The sequence below is a fragment of the Actinomadura verrucosospora genome (assembly GCF_039540335.1).
GTDB classification, from domain to species: domain Bacteria; phylum Actinomycetota; class Actinomycetes; order Streptosporangiales; family Streptosporangiaceae; genus Spirillospora; species Spirillospora verrucosospora.
Genome location: NZ_BAABEV010000049.1, coordinates 38,564 through 55,141, shown reverse-complemented (window position 1 = coordinate 55,141; position 16,578 = coordinate 38,564). Strand labels below are relative to the sequence as shown.

General features: G+C 74.7%; 11 protein-coding genes. 5 read left to right on the top strand and 6 right to left on the bottom strand.

Annotation, left to right across the window (positions count from 1 at the left end):
• Positions 1 to 27: 27 nt before the first annotated feature.
• Positions 28 to 1,749 carry a PucR family transcriptional regulator gene (locus ABD944_RS35645; RefSeq protein WP_345184517.1) on the bottom strand — a complete coding sequence of 574 codons (1,722 nt, stop codon included), beginning with the start codon at positions 1,747 to 1,749 and terminating at the stop codon, positions 28 to 30.
• 173 nt (positions 1,750 to 1,922) lie between these two features.
• Here ABD944_RS35645 and ABD944_RS35640 point away from each other — a divergent pair, with 173 nt between their 5' ends.
• The gene (locus tag ABD944_RS35640) at positions 1,923 to 2,363 is read left to right on the top strand and encodes a GlcG/HbpS family heme-binding protein (RefSeq protein WP_345184515.1); all 441 of its coding nucleotides are present in this window, start codon (positions 1,923 to 1,925) and stop codon (positions 2,361 to 2,363) included.
• A gap of 48 nt (positions 2,364 to 2,411) precedes the next feature.
• On the opposite strand, the gene ABD944_RS35635 is transcribed toward ABD944_RS35640, so the two are convergent.
• Complete coding sequence (locus ABD944_RS35635; protein ID WP_345184512.1) at positions 2,412 to 3,773, bottom strand: amidase; 1,362 nt, start codon at positions 3,771 to 3,773, stop codon at positions 2,412 to 2,414.
• Positions 3,770 to 5,281 carry a hypothetical protein gene (locus ABD944_RS35630; RefSeq protein ID WP_345184510.1) on the bottom strand — a complete coding sequence of 504 codons (1,512 nt, stop codon included), beginning with the start codon at positions 5,279 to 5,281 and terminating at the stop codon, positions 3,770 to 3,772. The genes ABD944_RS35635 and ABD944_RS35630 overlap by 4 nt, the downstream gene beginning before the upstream one ends.
• 289 nt (positions 5,282 to 5,570) lie before the next feature.
• Between ABD944_RS35630 and ABD944_RS35625 the strand changes: the two genes are divergently transcribed.
• The 4 genes from ABD944_RS35625 to ABD944_RS35610 all read left to right on the top strand — a co-directional run bounded on the left by ABD944_RS35625 (position 5,571) and on the right by ABD944_RS35610 (position 13,384).
• On the top strand, positions 5,571 to 8,684 hold the full coding sequence (locus ABD944_RS35625; protein WP_345184508.1) for an ATP-dependent helicase: 3,114 nt from the start codon (positions 5,571 to 5,573) through the stop codon (positions 8,682 to 8,684).
• 19 nt (positions 8,685 to 8,703) lie between these two features.
• A complete protein-coding gene (locus ABD944_RS35620; protein WP_345184506.1) occupies positions 8,704 to 12,165 on the top strand; it encodes an ATP-dependent helicase in 3,462 nt (1,153 codons plus the stop codon).
• 73 nt (positions 12,166 to 12,238) lie between these two features.
• Positions 12,239 to 13,018 carry a class I SAM-dependent methyltransferase gene (locus tag ABD944_RS35615; protein ID WP_345184504.1) on the top strand — a complete coding sequence of 260 codons (780 nt, stop codon included), beginning with the start codon at positions 12,239 to 12,241 and terminating at the stop codon, positions 13,016 to 13,018.
• A 57-nt stretch (positions 13,019 to 13,075) separates the two neighbouring features.
• The gene (locus tag ABD944_RS35610; protein WP_345184501.1) at positions 13,076 to 13,384 is read left to right on the top strand and encodes a hypothetical protein; all 309 of its coding nucleotides are present in this window, start codon (positions 13,076 to 13,078) and stop codon (positions 13,382 to 13,384) included.
• Between the two features lie 54 nt (positions 13,385 to 13,438).
• Here ABD944_RS35610 and ABD944_RS35605 read toward each other — a convergent pair whose 3' ends face one another.
• The 3 genes from ABD944_RS35605 to ABD944_RS35595 form a co-directional block, all read right to left on the bottom strand.
• Complete coding sequence (locus tag ABD944_RS35605; RefSeq protein ID WP_345184499.1) at positions 13,439 to 15,034, bottom strand: AMP-binding protein; 1,596 nt, start codon at positions 15,032 to 15,034, stop codon at positions 13,439 to 13,441.
• Between the two features lie 108 nt (positions 15,035 to 15,142).
• Positions 15,143 to 16,060: a pyridoxamine 5'-phosphate oxidase family protein gene (locus ABD944_RS35600; protein ID WP_345184497.1), complete on the bottom strand. Its 918-nt coding sequence runs from the start codon at positions 16,058 to 16,060 to the stop codon at positions 15,143 to 15,145.
• A 28-nt stretch (positions 16,061 to 16,088) separates the two neighbouring features.
• Complete coding sequence (locus ABD944_RS35595; protein ID WP_345184495.1) at positions 16,089 to 16,550, bottom strand: VOC family protein; 462 nt, start codon at positions 16,548 to 16,550, stop codon at positions 16,089 to 16,091.
• Positions 16,551 to 16,578: the final 28 nt, after the last annotated feature.

The window sequence follows — 16,578 nt, the reverse complement described above, 5'->3', positions numbered from 1 at the left end:
GATCTGCCGGGAACCGGCGGTGCCTGATCAGCCGGGCGCGGCGGCCGGCGGGGCCATCTCCTCGTCGAGGGCGCCGGTGACCGTGGTCAGCGTGTCGATGTGGTGCGCCAGCCAGAACATGAACTGCGCGTCCGCCGACCGGATGTCCATGCGCAGCGCGCGGGACGCCCGGTCGAGCTTGTAGAGCATCGTGTTGCGGTGCAGGCCGAGGTCGCGCGCCGCCGCGTTCAGGTTCCCCGACGTCCTGATGTAGGCGAGCACGATCCGCTCCAGGTCGCCGCCGTTCGCGCGGCGCAGCGGCGCCAGGGTCTCGCGGGCGAACGACTTGGCCTCCGCGCTGCGCGCCACGTCCTTCAGCGCGGCGAACACCCGCAGGTCGTCGTAGCCGCAGACGGGCTCGGCGGCGGTGTGCCACGCGAGGCCCATCGTCAGCCGCGCCTCGTGGTACCCCGACGCGACCCCGGCGGCGCCCTGCCCCGGGCGGCCGTGCGCGACCCGCAGGTCGTCGCCGAGGTGCGGGCGCAGCGCCCGGTGCAGCCGCTCGGCGAACCGGGCGGCGTCCGCCCGCTGCCCGTTCGGGTCCGGCCGCGCCGGGACCTGCTGGATCACCACGATCGTCGAGCTGATCGCGGCGGTCAGCGCGCACCCGCCGGGTTCGAGGTTCTGCGCCGTCCGCGTCGCCGACACCGTCCGGCGCAGGTAGTCGCGGCCGACGGGCAGCAGCGACGCCGCCGCCACCACGTGCACGGCGAAGTGCCCGTCCACGTCGAACCCGTGGTGGCGGGCCCGCGCGCCCAGCTCGTGGGAGTCGGCGAACCGGCCGTGCACGAGCGCCTCGACGAAGTCGCCGCGCGCCCGCTCCTCGGCCGCCCGCACCGACCGCTGCCGCAGCATCTCCGACCCGACCAGCGTCGCGCCGTGCTCGGCGACCACGCGGTGCTGCGCCAGGTCGTGCGGGTCGGGCGGGCACGCCCGCTCCACCATCACCATCCGGCCGAACGCCTCCCCGCCCACCAGGACGGGCATGACGATCACGTGCACGGGAGGGCCGTCCGGGTCGGGCCGCAGCCGCGTCTCGGCGGCCTGCGCGTCCGTCCCGGGCTCCTCGGGCAGCGCGGCCAGCAGCGCGTCCGGGTCGATCGGCGCGGCGTCCGGCGCCTCCTCCCAGGCGAGGCGCTCGCCGTCCGCGTCGCAGATGAGGACGCCGCAGCGCGACAGCCCGACCACCGCGCGGGCCATGGCGGGCACCCCCGGGCCCCGCGCGAGGACCTCCGCGAGCGTGCGGTGCACCCGCGACCCGTACTCCAGGATGTGCGCGGACTGCGCCAGCGCCTTCTGCCCGACGAGCCGGCTCACCGCCCGGTAGTCGGCCTCCGCGGGCAGCGCCAGCAGCGGCACGCCCGCGGCCTCGGCGGCCCGCGCCGCCGCGTCGAGGTCGGAGTCGACGCCGGGCGGCCGCCACGCCAGCAGCGCGGCGGCGTCCCGCCGGACGAGGTCGCCCACCACGGCCGCCGCCTCCTCCGGCGCGGCCACCGCCGTCACCGGCAGATGGACGGCGACGCCGGCGAGGTCGCGGTCGGGGTCGCCGGCGCAGCGGCGGGTCTCCGAGAGCGGGAGGCACCAGCCGACGCCGCGCTCCAGCCCCGCCCGTCCGGCGACGAGCGTCCCGCGCAGCAGCGGCTCTGCCAGCAGCGCCCCGACGGGCAGATGCCCGCCGGCGGTCGTGACGATCGCAGGGTGATGTGCCATGTGCCCACATCCCGTCGGGTTCGTTCGGCGAAGTGTACATAGCCCCGACGGACGCGGTCCTTCGAGACTGACGGGGTGGGAAGAGGTACGTGGCGGACGGCGTGACCTGGAGAAACCGTCCCTCACATCCTGCTTTACCGACCTGAATAGGGCAATACCCCTCTGGAGGCCCCGTGCACACCGTCCACCGGCTCACCCTGGAAGACGCCCTCGTCATGCTCACCGCCGCCGAGGCGGAGGCGCGCCGCATCGGCGTCAAGCAGACGATCTGCATCGCCGACGACGGCGCGCACCCGATCGCGGTCCACCGCATGACGGGCGCCCGCCTCACCGGCGTGGACATCGCCATCGCCAAGGCGTTCACCGCCGCCGGCCACCAGCGCGACACCCACACGTTCAACGAGCCGCCCAACGGCCCCGCCCTCCCGGGCAACGAGGCCTTCGGCATCAACCAGATGCACCCGGGCAAGTTCGCCATCTTCGTGGGCGGCTTCCCCATCGTCCACGAGGGCGAGGTCGTCGGCGCCGTGGGCGTCAGCGGCGGCAACGGCGAGCAGGACAAGGCCGTGGGCGCCGCCGCCCTGAAAGCCTTCAAGGAAAAAGTGGCTGTATAGGATTGCTTTTCTCTCCTCCTTCGGGCCTGGCGGAGGAGAAAAAGGCATTCAACACAGCCGTTCGTAGGTTGCCGCGGCCGCCAGGGTGAGCAGGTCCTCGTGTCTGCGGGCGACCATCTGGAGGCCGGTGGGGGTGCCGCCTGCCCGGCCTGCGGGGACGGAGATCGCCGGGTGGCCTGAGAGGTTGAAGGGGAAGGTGACGGCCAGGGCTCCCCAGTGGTCCACCGGGCGGCCCGCTATCTCGGTCGGCATCGGGCCCTCGGCCGGGAACGCCGGTGCCTGGGTGGCCGGGGTGAGCAGGAGGTCGAAGCGGGCGAAGCCCTCGGCGAGTGCGGCCACCAGGCGGGCGCGGGCCTCGTGGGCGTCGACGAGCGCGTCGGCGTCCAGGGCGCGTGCGGCGTCGCCGTAGCGGCGGACCGTGGGGTGGACGGACTCCAGGCGGTCGGCCGGGGCGTCGCGGAGTTCGGCGTGGACGTCCGGAACCGACAGCGTCCGGAAGGCGGCCCCGCAGGACTCCAGCGTCAGGTCGGCGGGGACCTGGCGGGCGCCGGTTCCGGCGATGAACGTCTTGGCCGCGTCCTCCACGACGGCGGCCACCTCCGGGTCGCAGGGCGCGTAGCCGAGGTCGGGCGACCAGGCGACCCGGAGGCCGCTCAAGTCGATGCCGTCGAGGGACGTCTCGAAGGGCGCGGCGGGGGCGGGCAGGGAGGCGCGGTCGTACTCGTCCGTCCCGCAGACGCAGTCCAGGAAGCGGGCCGTTTCGCGCACCGTGCGGGTGAGGACGCCGTAGTGGTCGTTCTCGGCCGTGCCCCGGTGCCGGGGCCCGCGGGGGACGCGCCCGTAGGTCCCCTTGAATCCGACCAGCCCGCAGTAGGAGGCGGGGATGCGGAGCGAGCCGGCGCCGTCCGTGCCCGTCCCGAGTGGGACCATCCCGGCGGCCACGGCCGCCGCGGATCCGCCGCTCGACCCGCCCGGCGTCAGCTCCGGGGCGTGGGGGTTGCGGGTCACGCCGTGCAGGGCGGACGCGGTGAACGACGCGCGCCCGAACTCCGGCGACGCTGTGAGCCCGACGGGGACCGCCCCGGCCGCCATCGCTCGCGCCACCATCGTGGAGGTGTGGTCGGCGATCCGGCCGGCGTGCAGGACGCTGCCCATCGCGTACGGCCATCCGGCCACCGCGTGCAGCTCCTTCACCGCGAGCGGCACCCCGGCCAGCGGCCCGGGGTCCGCGCCGCGCGCCACCGCCGCGTCGATGGCCCGGGCGCGGGCGAGCGCGCCTTCGGCGTCCACGTGGACGAACGCGCCGACGGCGCCGTCCGAGCGCTCGATCCGCGCGAGGGCCTCCGCCACCGCCTCGCGCGCCGAGAGCCGTCCGGCGCGGACCTCCTCCGCCAGCTCGACCGCGTTCACAGCGCCACCGCCGCGACCGCCGTCGCCACCACCAGGCCCGCCACGACCGGGAGGAACAGGCGTCGCGCCAGGTCGATGACGGAGACGCCGGTCAGGCCCGCGACGACGATCAGCGAAGACCAGATGACGAGGGTGCCGCCGCCGGTCCAGCTCGCGCCGTTCTGGGCGATGGCCGCGAGCGTCGCCGGGTCCGCGCCCGCGCTGTGGCCGAGCTCCCCGGCGAGCGAGCCGGTGAACGGCAGCCCCGGCCAGCCGTTGCCGTCCAGGCCGATCACCATGCCGACGAGCAGCATCGCGAAGGAGGCGAACACCGGGACGTGCGGGATGTGCGGCTGGACCTTGGCGATCGCGTCCAGCAGGAGCGCCGGGCCCTGCTCGCCGTCCGGCAGCCCGAGGATCTGCCCCGAGTAGTCGGAGAGCCCGACGTAGACGAACCCGGCGATCGGGATGACCACCCCCATCGTGCGGAACGCGAACGCGATGCCCTCGGTGAAATGGTCGGCGCAGTCCTGCAGCCAGGTCCGCCGGTTCGCGATGACGCAGATGGCGACGAGCGCGAGCGACGCCGTCCCGCCCACCAGCGGGGCCCCCGCGCCGTCGTCGATGTCGGGGACGAGGGAGGTGAACCGGCCGAGCAGCATCACCACCAGGAGCGCGGCGAACGCCAGCGGGACGGCGAACGCCACGAGCCGCGTCCGGCCTGAGGGAGCCTCCGCGTCACCGTGACCGTCGCCGCCGGTGGCGGTCAGGGTCGCGGTGCCGCCGCCGGAGGGCTCGGCGCTCACCGCCTGCGTCCCGTCGTCTCCGGCCGCCGCGTGCGCGGAGCCCTCGCCGACCGCCGCCAGGTCGACCGCCTCCGCCTCGGCCTCCGCCGGGTCCAGCAGCCTGCCGCGCACGTCGCGCAGGTAGCAGAAGGCCAGCGCGACCACGCCCGCGATCAGCGAGATGACCAGCGCGCGGCCGGCGATGGCGTCCGCGGGGACCTTGGCCCCCTGCGCGGACAGCCCGGACGCGACGCCCATGACGTAGTCGGAGCTGAGCGCCATGCCCTGCCCGGTGATGGCGATCGCGATGGCGGCGGCCATCGGCGGCAGCCCGACCCGGACGGCCGCGGGGAGCAGGATCGCGGCGATCAGCGGCAGTACCGGCGTCGGCCAGAACGACATCGACAACAGGTAGGTGACGACGGCGAGCACGAGGTAGGCGACGTGCCCGTTGCGGACGAGCCGCTGGAGGGGCCGTACCATCATCAGGTCGGAGCCGAGGGTGCGCATGGCGCCGAGCATCGCCGTCACCACCGCGATGATGACGAAGATCGGCAGCAGTTCCTTCGCGGCGGTGATGGCGGCGTTGAACACCGCGCCGAGGCCGGTCGTGACGCTCCCGCTGTACACGAGGGCGGTGAGGAACGTTCCAAGGAGGGCGAGGGCGACGACGTTCCTCCGCGCGACCACCGTCGCGATGAGGGCGGCCAGGCCGAGCAGGTAGATCCAGTGGGCAGGGGACAACGCGTACCTCCCACCTCCGGGACGCGGTGGGTCCGCGTCCGTGCACGAGGGTTCTGGTGAATGTGCACGATGCCTCCCGGCGGGAGCAATGACGAAACCGCACAGCGCGGGGGCCGTGGATTGTGCAGGGTGTCGCCGTGCGGGGGCGCCGCTCCGGTGGTCTTTCTCTCTGGCGACATGCGTGCGTTGTGGTCAGAACGGTCCCGCTGATCTGTTCCAATGAACTGTTGTGCCGTCTGCTTCCTACCGTCTCGTGCGACGCGCGGGTCCCGCGCGGAGCGTCCCGCCCGTGCTCGACGAGCAGCAGCGGCGGGTGGTCGAGCATGCCGGCGGGCCGATGCTCGTGCTGGCGGGGCCGGGCACCGGGAAGACGACGACGATCGTCGAGGCGGTCGTCGACCGCATCGAGAACCGCGGCGTCGACCCCGAGCGCGTGCTCGTCCTGACGTTCAGCCGCAAGGCGGCGGGGGAGCTGCGGGAGCGCATCACCGGCCGCCTGCACCGGACCACGCGGACGCCCCTGGCGCTCACCTTCCACAGCTACGCGTACGCGCTGATCCGGCGGGACGCCGTGCTGAACGAGGAGCCGGCGCCCCGGCTGCTGTCCGGTCCGGAGCAGCTGCTGGAGGTGCGGCGGCTGCTGGAGGGCGAGCTCGCGGACGGCGCCCGCGACTGGCCGGAGCGCCTGAGGGCCGCGCTGGCGACGCGGGGGTTCGCCGAGGAGCTGCGCGACTTCGCCCTGCGCGCGGTCGAGCGGCAGTACGCCGCGGAAGACCTCGCCGCTCTCGGACGCCTGCGGGGCCGCGACGACTGGGCCGCCGTCGGCGGGTTCATGGAGCGGTACGTCGACCGGTTCCTGCTCGACCCCGTCCCCACCTACGACTACGGCGAGCTGATCCACATGGCCGCGGGCATGCTCGCGGACGAGGAGGTGCGGATCCGGGAGCGCGACGCCTACGACGCCGTGTTCGTGGACGAGTACCAGGACACCGACCCCGCGCAGGAGGCCCTCCTGCACCATCTGGCGGGCGAGGGGCGCGACCTGGTCGTGGTCGGCGACCCGGACCAGTCGATCTACGGGTTCCGGGGCGCCGACGTGCGCGGCATCCAGGAGTTCCCGGACCGCTTCCGCACCCTGGGCGGCGACCCGGCGCCCGTGGTGGCGCTGCGGACGTGCCGCCGGATGGGGCCCGAGATCCTCACCGCGTCGCGCCGCATCGCGCGGCGGCTGCCCGCCGGGTCGGCGGGCGCCGCCGAGCACCGCGCGCTGCGGCCGGTGGAGGAACTGGACGAGGGTGAGGTGCGCGCGGTCATCGCCGACTCCGAGAGCCAGGAGTCCGCGCTGGTGGCCGACGAGCTGCGCCGCGCCCACCTGCTCGACGGGGTGCCGTGGTCGCGGATGGCGGTCCTGGTGCGCAGCGCCGTGCGGCAGGTCCCGGTGCTGCGGCGGGCGCTCGCCCAGGCCGGGGTGCCGGTGGTGGTCGCCGGCGACGAGGTGCCGCTGGTGGGGGAGCCCGCCGTCCGCCCGTTCCTCGTCCTGCTGCGGGCGGCGCTGAAGAAGGGCTTCCTGGACGAGGTCGTGGCCGAGGACCTCCTGACCGGGCCGCTGGGCGGCGCCGACGCGCTCGCCATGCGCCGCCTTAAGCGCGCCCTGCGCGATCTGGAGGAGCTGTCGGGCGGGCAGCGCCCACTGGGGGAGCTCCTGGTCGCGGCGGTGAACGACCCTCGCGAGCTGGTTCTGGTCCACGAGAGGGTCCGCGCCCCGGCGGAGCGGATCGCGAACCTGATCGAGGTGGCGCGGCGGAGCGTGCACGACGGCGGCACCGCCGAGGACGTGCTGTGGGCCGTCTGGCAGGAGAGCGGCCAGGCCGACGTGCTGCTGGAGCAGAGCGTCAAGGGCGGGACGCGCGGCGCGGCGGCCGACCGCGACCTCGACGCCGTGGTGGCGCTGTTCGACCATGCCGCGCGGTTCGTGGACCGGCTTCCCCAGGCGGGGCCCGAGCTGTTCGTCGACAACATCGCGTCCCAGGAGATCGCCGGGGACACGCTGGCCGAGCAGGCGCCCGAGGGCGAGGCGGTCCGGATCCTCACCGCGCACCGCTCCAAGGGCCTGGAGTGGGACGTGGTCGTCGTCGCCGGCGTCCAGGAGGGCGTGTGGCCCGACGTCCGGCTGCGCGGGTCGCTGCTCGGCGTCGAGGAGCTGATCGAGCACGCGGCCGGGGCCGAGCCCGACGGGGACGCCGCCGCCGGCGCCTCGATGGCCGCCAAGATGCTCGACGAGGAGCGGCGCCTGTTCTACGTGGCGGTCACGCGGGCGCGCCGGCGGCTCGTGGTGACGGCCGTCGGCGGCGACGACACCGAGGAGCGCCCGTCCCGCTTCCTGAACGAGCTGCTCCCCGGCGCGATCGAGCAGTCGCAGCTGGACGAGAAGACCCGCTGGCTGTCGCTGTCCGCGCTGGTGGCCGACCTGCGTTCCGTCGTCGGCGACCCGGCCAGGCCGGAACCGCTGCGGCGCGCGGCGGCCGGGCACCTGGCCCGCCTGGCGCGCGCGGGCGTGCGCGGCGCGCGGCCGGAGAACTGGTACGCGATCACCGCGCTGTCCGACGGCGGGCCCGCGTTCGCCGAGGACGAGCCCATCACGATCTCGCCGTCCCAGGTCGAGGCGTTCACCACGTGCGGGCTGCGCTGGCTGCTCGCCTCGGCGGTCGGCGCCCAGGAGGGCGGGCCCAACGAGTACAGCACCATGGGCAAGGTCGTCCACGCCGTCGCCGAGATGGCGGGCGCGGACGACGGCGTCGACGAGGTCCACGTCGCCCAGCGGCTCGACGAGATCTGGAAGGACCTGGAGTTCCGCAGCTCGTGGTACTCGGAGAAGCAGCGCGAGCAGGCCGCGAGGATGGTCGACAAGTTCCTCGCCTGGCACCGCGACAACCCCAACGAGGTCGTCGCGCTGGAGGAGTCGTTCAAGGTCGACCTCGGCCGCGTCGTCATCAAGGGCCGCATCGACCGCGCGGAACGCGACGACCAGGGCCGCGCGGTCATCATCGACATCAAGACCTCCTCGACCGCCGTCCCGAAGGACGAGCTGGCCCGGCACCCCCAGCTCGGCGTGTACCAGTACGCGGTGATGCTCGGCGCGTTCGAGCGGCACGGGCTGATCGAGCCGGGCGGCGCGAAGCTGATCCAGGTCGGCAAGGCCGCGTTCACGGCGAAGGCGCGCGAGCAGGAGCAGCCCCCGCCCGCCGAGGACGCCGACCCCGAGTGGCCGAAGAGGCTCGTCGAGATCGTCGCCACGGGGATGGCCGGCGACGTCTTCCAGGCCAGGGCGAACGACAAGTGTCGCACCTGTCCCGTACGCTCCTGCTGCCCCGTCCATGACGAGGGCGGGCAGGTGGGTGACTGACTAGCTCGGGGGGAGCGAGGTGATCACGCCGGGAGAGCTGGCCCGGCTGCTGGAGATCCCGGCGCCGACGGAGGAGCAGGCCCGGGTGATCGAGGCGCCGATGGCGCCGATGGCGGTGATAGCCGGCGCCGGGTCGGGCAAGAGCGAGACGATGGCCGCCCGGGTGGTGTGGCTGGTCGCGAACGGCTTCGTCCGGCCGGAGCGCGTCCTCGGGCTGACCTTCACCCGCAAGGCCGCCGCCGAGCTCGGCGTGCGCGTGCGCAAGCGGCTCGACCGGCTCCGCGAGGTCCTGCCGGGCGACGAGCTGGAGCGGCTGGGCGGCGAGGCCCTGTTCGACGGCGAGCCGATGGTGTCCACGTACCACTCGTACGCGGCGCGGCTCTTCGGCGACCACGCCCTGCGCGAGGCCCTCGAACCCACGATGCGGCTGATCTCCCCCGCCGTCGCCTGGCAGATCTGCTCCCGGGTGGTGGACGCCTACCACGGCCCCATGGACCGGATCGACTGGCAGCCCGACACCGTCACCAAGGCCGTCATGGAGCTCTCGGGCGACCTGTCGGAGCACCTGCGCACGGCCGAGGACGTCCGCAAGGTCGGCGCGTGGCTCGACGAGCGGCTCGCCGTGGTGAAGAAGCCGCTCAAGGCGCAGCGCGACATCCTCGCCAAGCACGCCGTCCGCGAGCAGCTCATGCCGCTCGTCGAGGCGTACGGGCGCGCGAAGGCCGACCGCGAGGTCATCGACCACGGCGACCAGATGGCCCTGGCGGCCCGCATCGCCCACAGGCATCCCGAGGTCGGGATGATCGAGCGGTCCCGGTTCTCCGTCGTCCTGCTCGACGAGTACCAGGACACCAGCCAGGCGCAGCTCGTCCTGCTCAAGTCGCTGTTCGCGGGCGGGCATCCCGTGACGGCCGTCGGCGACCCGTGCCAGTCCATCTACGGGTGGCGCGGCGCGAGCGCCGGGAACCTGCTGCGCTTCGCCTACGACTTCCCCTCGCAGCCCGCGGCGGCCCCCGGCGGACGTCCCGTGGCGGCTCCGGTCGTCCAGCTCAGCCGCTCGTTCCGCAACGGCGAGCAGATCCTGGAGGCGGCGGCCAGGGTGCAGGAGGAGCTGCGCGCCGAGACGAAGGCCGTGCCCCGCCTCGTCCCGGGCGCCGGGCGCGAGGGGCGCGGCCGCGTCGAATGCGCCCTCTTCCCCACCGTCGAGGACGAGGCCGACCGCATCGCCGCGCGCATCGCCGGGCTCATGGCCGCCGACCCCGGGACCGCCCCGGACGGCGGCCCCCAGACCGAGCCGCTCCGCTACTCCGACGTCGCCGTCCTCGCCCGCAAGCGGTCCCAGTTCCCGCTGATCAGGCGGGCCCTGGAGGCGCGCGGGATCCCGGTCGAGGTGGTCGGGCTCGGCGGCCTGCTCACCGTCCCGGAGGTGCAGGACGTCGTCGCCACGCTGCGCGTCATGCACGACCCGACCGCCGGCGCGTCCCTCGCCCGCCTGCTCACCGGCCCGCGCTGGCGCCTCGGCCCCCGCGACCTCGTCGCCCTCGGCCGCCGGGCCCGCGCCCTGGCCCAGGAGACGGCCCGCGACATCACCCGCCCCGAACCCGCCGCCGCGCCCGAGGAGGACCCCGGCCCCGCGCCCGGCGCCGCCGAGTCCGGCGCCGCGCCCCGCGAAGAGGCCGGCCCCTCGTTCGACATGACGTCCGCCTCCGACATCGCGCCTGGTGAGGGGGGCGAGGAAGGCGCCGGGGACGATCCCCTGCGGCAGCTCGTCAGCGAGCTGAACCAGGAGACCGGCAGCCTCGTCGACGCGCTCGACGACCTCGGCCCGCCCGACGCGTTCTCGCCCGAGGGCCACGGGCGCCTGCGCCGCCTCCGCGACGAGCTGCGCGCCCTGCGCGGACAGGTCGGGCTGCCGCTTCCCGACCTGGTCAACGAGGTCGAGCGCACGCTCGGCCTCGACATCGAGGTCGCGGCGCGGTCCGGGCTCGACCCCGTCACCGCCCGCGCCGACCTCGACGCGTTCATCGACGCCGCCGCCACCTTCGCGGGCGACGCCGAAGACCCGACGCTCGGCGCGTTCCTCGCCTACCTCAAGGCCGCCGAGACCGAGGAGTTCGGGCTGGAGGCCGGGCGGGTCGGAGAGACCGACAGCGTCAAGCTCCTCACCGTGCACGCCTCCAAGGGCCTGGAATGGCCGGTCGTCGTCGTCCCCGGGCTGGCCTACACGCCGCAGAAGAACGGATCCCCCGCCAAGGGGTCGATCTTCCCTTCGCCGCCGCAGAACGCCACCCGCTGGACGGCGAACCCGCGCGTCCTGCCGTTCATGCTGCGCGGCGACCGGGCCGACCTGCCCGCGCTGACCGGGCTGGAGAAGGACGACCTCTCCGCCTTCGACCAGGCGTGCTCCGAGCGCGACCTGCGGGAGGAGCGGCGGCTCGCGTACGTCGCGGTCACCCGCGCGTCCAGCCTGCTGATCACCACCGGGTACTGGTGGGGGTCCTCGGGGCGGCCGCTCGGCCCGTCGCCGTTCCTGGAGGAGGTGCGGGCGGTGTGCCTCGGCGGGGCCGGGTCCGTCGCCGTGTGGGCCGACCCGCCGGAGGAGGGCGCCGCCAACCCGCTGCTCGCCGACCCCGACGAGGCGCAGTGGCCCGTCGCGCCGGGGGAGCGGGGCCGGTCCGACCTGTCGGCGCGGGCGCGCTACGAGGCGGTCGTGGAGGGCGCCCGCATGGTCGAGGACGAGATGGCCGGGCGCACCCGCCACTGGGCCGGGGACGCCGGGCTGTCCGACGCCGACCGGGGGCGCATGACGGCGTGGGCGCGCGACGTCGAGCTGCTGCTCGCCGAGCGCGACCGGGGGCGCGGGGGCGACGGCCTGCTCGTCGAGCTTCCCGCGCACCTGTCGGTGTCGTCGCTGGTGTCGCTGGCCCGCGACCCGGTGGCGCTCGCGCGGCAGATCCGCCGTCCCATGCCGCGCCCGCCCGCCCCCTACGCGCGGCGCGGCACCGCGTTCCACGCCTGGCTGGAGGGCCGCTGGGGGCAGCAGCGCCTCCTCGACCCCGACGAGCTGCCCGGCGCCGCCGACGAGGGCGCCGCCGACGACGCGCACCTGGCGACGCTGCGCGAGCGCTTCGAGCGGTCGGAGTGGGCGGCGCGCGAGCCGCTCGACATCGAGGTGCCGTTCGAGACCGTCATCGGCGACCGGCTGGTCCGGGGCCGGATGGACGCCGTGTTCCGGTCCCGGGACGGCGGGTACGAGGTCGTCGACTGGAAGACCGGCTCCCCGCCGCGCGGGGACGAGGCCCGGTTCGCCGCCGTGCAGCTCGCCGCGTACCGGCTGGCGTGGGCCGAGCTCGCCGGGGTGGGCGTCGATCGGGTCAGCGCCGCGTTCCACTACGTCTCCGCCGAGGTCACGGTCCGTCCCGCGGACCTGCTCGACGCCGCCGGGCTCGCGGCGCTGCTGGACGGCGTCCCCGCCGCCTGAGGGTTTCGCCGCCGCCCCCTGTTCACCGTGCGTGGTTTCGGGGATGATCCGGGCAACCATCCGAGGAGGCGACGTGTCGGTGACCCATGACGAGAAGGTGGTACGGGAGTTCTCCAAGCAGGCGGCCGGGTTCTCCGACCCGAGGCCGAACGCGGCCTTCACCCGCCACCTGGACCGGCTCGTCCGGTTCATGGACCCCGAGCTCGACCTGGAGGACGTCGTGCTGGAGGTCGCCGCGGGGACCGGGATGGTGGCCCGCGCGATCGCCCGCCGCGTCCGGCACGTGACGGCGCTGGACCTCACGCCCGCGATGCTCGCCGAGGGCAAGCGCGACGCCGACCACGCCGGCCTCACCAACGTCACCTTCGCGCACGGCGACGCCACCGCCCTGCCCTACCTCGACCGGTCGTTCACCCTCGTCGTCACCCGCTTCTCGCTGCACCAGGTCGCCGACCCGGAGGCCGTCGTGCGGGAGATGGCCCGGGTCAGCCGCCCCGGCGCGGCGCTGATCATCGCCGACCTGGTCCGGCCCGAGGGGCTGGACGGCGACCCCGACCGCATCGAGCGCCTCCGCGACCCCTCGCACGGCGAGGCCCTCACCGAGGCGCGGATCGCCGAGCTCGTGGCGGCGGCGGGCGCGGAGGTCAAGCGCGCCGACCGGTTCGACCACACCCGCCCGCTGGACCCGTGGCTGGAGTTCTCGCACACCCCCTCCGACACCGCGGAGCAGATCAGGCGGGAGCTGCGGGACGAGCTGGCGGGCGGCCCCGCGACCGGCATGCGCCCGAGCATGGTCGACGGCGTCCTGCACTTCACGCACTCCTACGTCTTCCAGCAGGCCATCGCCGGGTAGACGTTTTTTCGAGCAAACTTTCGACGCGTGTGACGCGTGTGGTCTATGTTGTCGAACATGGGTTCTAGCACCGCGCGTGCTCTCGACCGCGAGCCGGCCGCGCTGGCGATGCGCATCGGCGTGGTCGCGGCCGAGGCCGCCCTCGCCACCTTCGCCCGCAACCTCGACCTGGACGACCTTGAGGGCGGCGTCGACTTCCAGGGCGCCATCGGGCCCGCCGAGTGGCCGGTGTTCTCCCTGGTCATCGACACCCTCGCCGAGGCCGGGCCGGGCGACCGCCGGACGCTGGACGAGCGCCGCGCCGACGCCCTCAACGACCTCGCCCGCATCTGCATGGCCGCCAAGCGGAGCGCCGGCGCCGCCTGACCCTCGGGACGGGGCACGCCCGGGACCTCGCGGCCCTGGGCCCGGGCGTTTCCCTCATCGGTCGCCGGCGGCCGGCCGCTTGACCTTGCCGGTGCTGGTGCGGGGCAGTTCCCGGACGAACCGGATGTCGCGCGGGACCTTGTACCGGGCCAGGTGCGCGCGCACGTACTCCTTGAGCTCGTCCTCGGTGACCGACGCCCCCTCGGTCCTGACGACGTGCGCGGCGAGCCGCTGCCCGAACCTCTCGTCGTTCACCCCGGTCACCGACGCCTCCGCGACGTCCGGGTGACCGCCGAGGAGGTCCTCCACCTCGGCGGGGAACACGTTCTCCCCACCCGAGACGATCATGTCGTCGGCGCGGCCGTCGATGAACAGCCGTCCCGCCGCGTCGAAGTGCCCGAGGTCGCCGGTGCCGGTCAGGCCGTCCCGCGTCCGCCTGCCGCCGCCCCCCGTGTACCCGGCGAACCGCAGGCCGCCGCCGGTGTAGACCTCCCCGGTCTCGCCGGCGGGCAGCTCCCGCCCGTCCTCCCCGAGCACCTTGATCGTGAGCCGGAAGGACGGCCTGCCGACCGTGCCGGGCGCGGCCCGCAGGTCCTCGGGCGTGGCGATCGTGGCCCACCCGGTCTCGGTCGCGCCGTACACGTTGACGAGCACGTCGCCGAACGCGTCCATGAACGCCTCGGACAGGTGCGGGTGCAGCGCCGCCCCGCCGCAGACGACCGCCCGCAGCGCCGGGGTCGGCGGCGCGTCCCGCACGTCCAGGATCCGCTGGAGCATCACCGGCACCGCCACGAGCGCCTCCGCCCGGCAGTCCGCGATCGTCTCCAGCACCTGCCGGGGGTCGAAGCGGCGGGACAGGACGAGCGGCATCCCCATGGCGAGCCCGACCGTGGTGTAGGCGAAGCCGAGCAGGTGGAAGAGCGGGGGCCCGATGACGATCGGCGCGCCCGACCGGACGGGGACGCGCATCAGGTGGCTCAGGGCCGCGGGCAGCAGCGACGAGGCGGACAGGTCGTGCCGCGCCCCCTTGGGCGTGCCGGTCGTCCCGGACGTCATCAGGACCACCCGGCTCGCCCGCTCGGGCTTGACGGGCTCGGGAGCGGTCTCCGCGACGAGCGAGTCGAGCGCCCCGCCGCCGTCGGCCCAGGCGACGACCCGTTCCCCGCCGAACCCCGACTCCTCGACGGCCGGCCCGAACTCCTCGTCATGGACGAGGAGTTCGATCTCCTCGCGTTCGACGACCTGGCCCAGTTGCCTGCCGGAGAAGTCGGTGTTCAGCAGCACGACGTCGTTGCCGAGCCGCGTCGCCGCGAGAACCGTCTCGACGAACCCCCGGTGATTGCGGCACAGGATCCCGATCTTCCCGTCGCCCGCACGGCCGGCGAGCGCCGTGGCGAGCGACGCGGCCCGCCGTTCGAGCTCCGCGTAGGTCAGCGCCCCGCGCTCGTCGATGAGGGCCGTCCGGTCGGGGAACCGCAGCGCGGCCATCGCGCCGAGCGTCGCGGGGACGGGCCCGTACCGCGCGTACGGGAACAGCAGCCGCGCGGCCCGATCAGGCCGGACGGGCCGCACCAACCCGGCGTCCCGCACCGCCCGAGCCGCCTTGACTCCCGCCTCCGCAGCACCCCGCACCCGCTCAAGCAACAGCACGTCACTCCTCCGATGACCCGGCTTCGCTCCCCGCATACCCGGCTCTCGGCCGAGCAAAGGCATCTTCTAGCGATGGCCAACGTCGAGTGTGCCGCAGGGCGACGTCGGTCAGGAGGGGAGATCCAAGGCCGCGGGGGGGTTGAAGCGGGACGGGACGGGGTCGCTCCACCGCAGCGGTGACGCTCCGGCCGTCTCGACGACGTCGGTGACGGTGAACTCGACCAGCCGTTCGGCGCCCGGCACCGCGGCGGCGTGCGCGGGGTCCCAGTCGGTGCGGGCGGTGCCGGTGAGCTGGAGGACGCCGCCGGTGCGCCAGTCGCAGAAGAGCAGTCCGGCCCGGGGCCGGACCTCCAGGTTGCCGAGCGTGTTGAACATGGCGTTGCCTGCGTAGTCCGGCCAGCGCAGCACGGTCGGCGACGGCGCGTGCACGAAGCCGGGAGCGCCGCCGCGGTGGGAGGCGTCGGCGTGGCCGTCGGGGCCGGCGGTGGCGATGAAGAAGGTGTCGGCGCCGGTGATCCACCGCTGCTGGTCGCCGGTCAGGGCGCGCGACCGGCGCGGCGCGGACGGCGTGGCCTGCTCCCAGCGGGGCTGCCGCTTCTGGATGTACTTGGGGCAGTTGGAGTACACCTGGTCGAGATCGACGCGCAGGCCGCGCGCGGTCGGGACGGCTCGGCCGTTCATCCGCATCCGGCGGTGCCGGGCCGGTTCGACGGCCAGCATGCCGACCGGGGCCGGTTCGGTGAGCCGGTCGTGCAGCGGGTCGCCGGGCGCGGGACGGGCGTCGATCGCGAGGGTGCGGTCGTCCTCGGCGTGCAGGAAGCCGGGCCGCCCGGTGAGCAGGGTGGCCCACATGCGTTCCCGGTCGTCGGCGGCGCCCAGGACCAGCATCGGCTGCTGGAGCAGGAACCCGCGCGCGACCTCGGGGATCTCCGCGCGGACGGCGCGGGAGGAGAACGCGCCCTGGTCCAGCAGCCCGGCGCGCCGCTGGGCGGCTCGTTCGCCTCGGTGGTAGACGTCGGCCGCCACGGCGGCCTCCTTTCGACGTGCCGGTGGGTCAGAAGAATCCGCAGGTGGGGGCCGCTCCGCTGGGCGCGGGGGCGGTGTCGGCGCCGGAGGGCGCGTAGATCTCCAGGCGGGTCCCGTCGGGGTCGGTGAAGAAGACGCCTCCGGAGGAGGCGCCCTCGCCGTGCGGGACGACGCCGTCGTGGGCGAACGCGGCGTCCAGGTCGTGCAGCACCTGCTCGGCGGCCCTGACCTCCTCGATCGTCTCGACCTGGAAGGACAGGTGGTGCAGGCCCGCCGAGCGGGTCGCGAAGACGGTGTCGCTCTGCTCCCACAGGGTCAGCACCAGCCGCCCGTCCCGGCCGAGGAAGGCCCAGCGGCGGCCGGGCTCGTCGCCCCGGGCCTGCACCTGGAGTCCGAAGACGCGCAGGTAGAAGGGCAAGGACCGATCCAGGTCGTTCACGTTCAGTCCCACGTGCCCCGTCTGCAGGGACTTGATGGCGACCGTCTCCATGACACACCTCGCAAACCCGGGCCGTCGC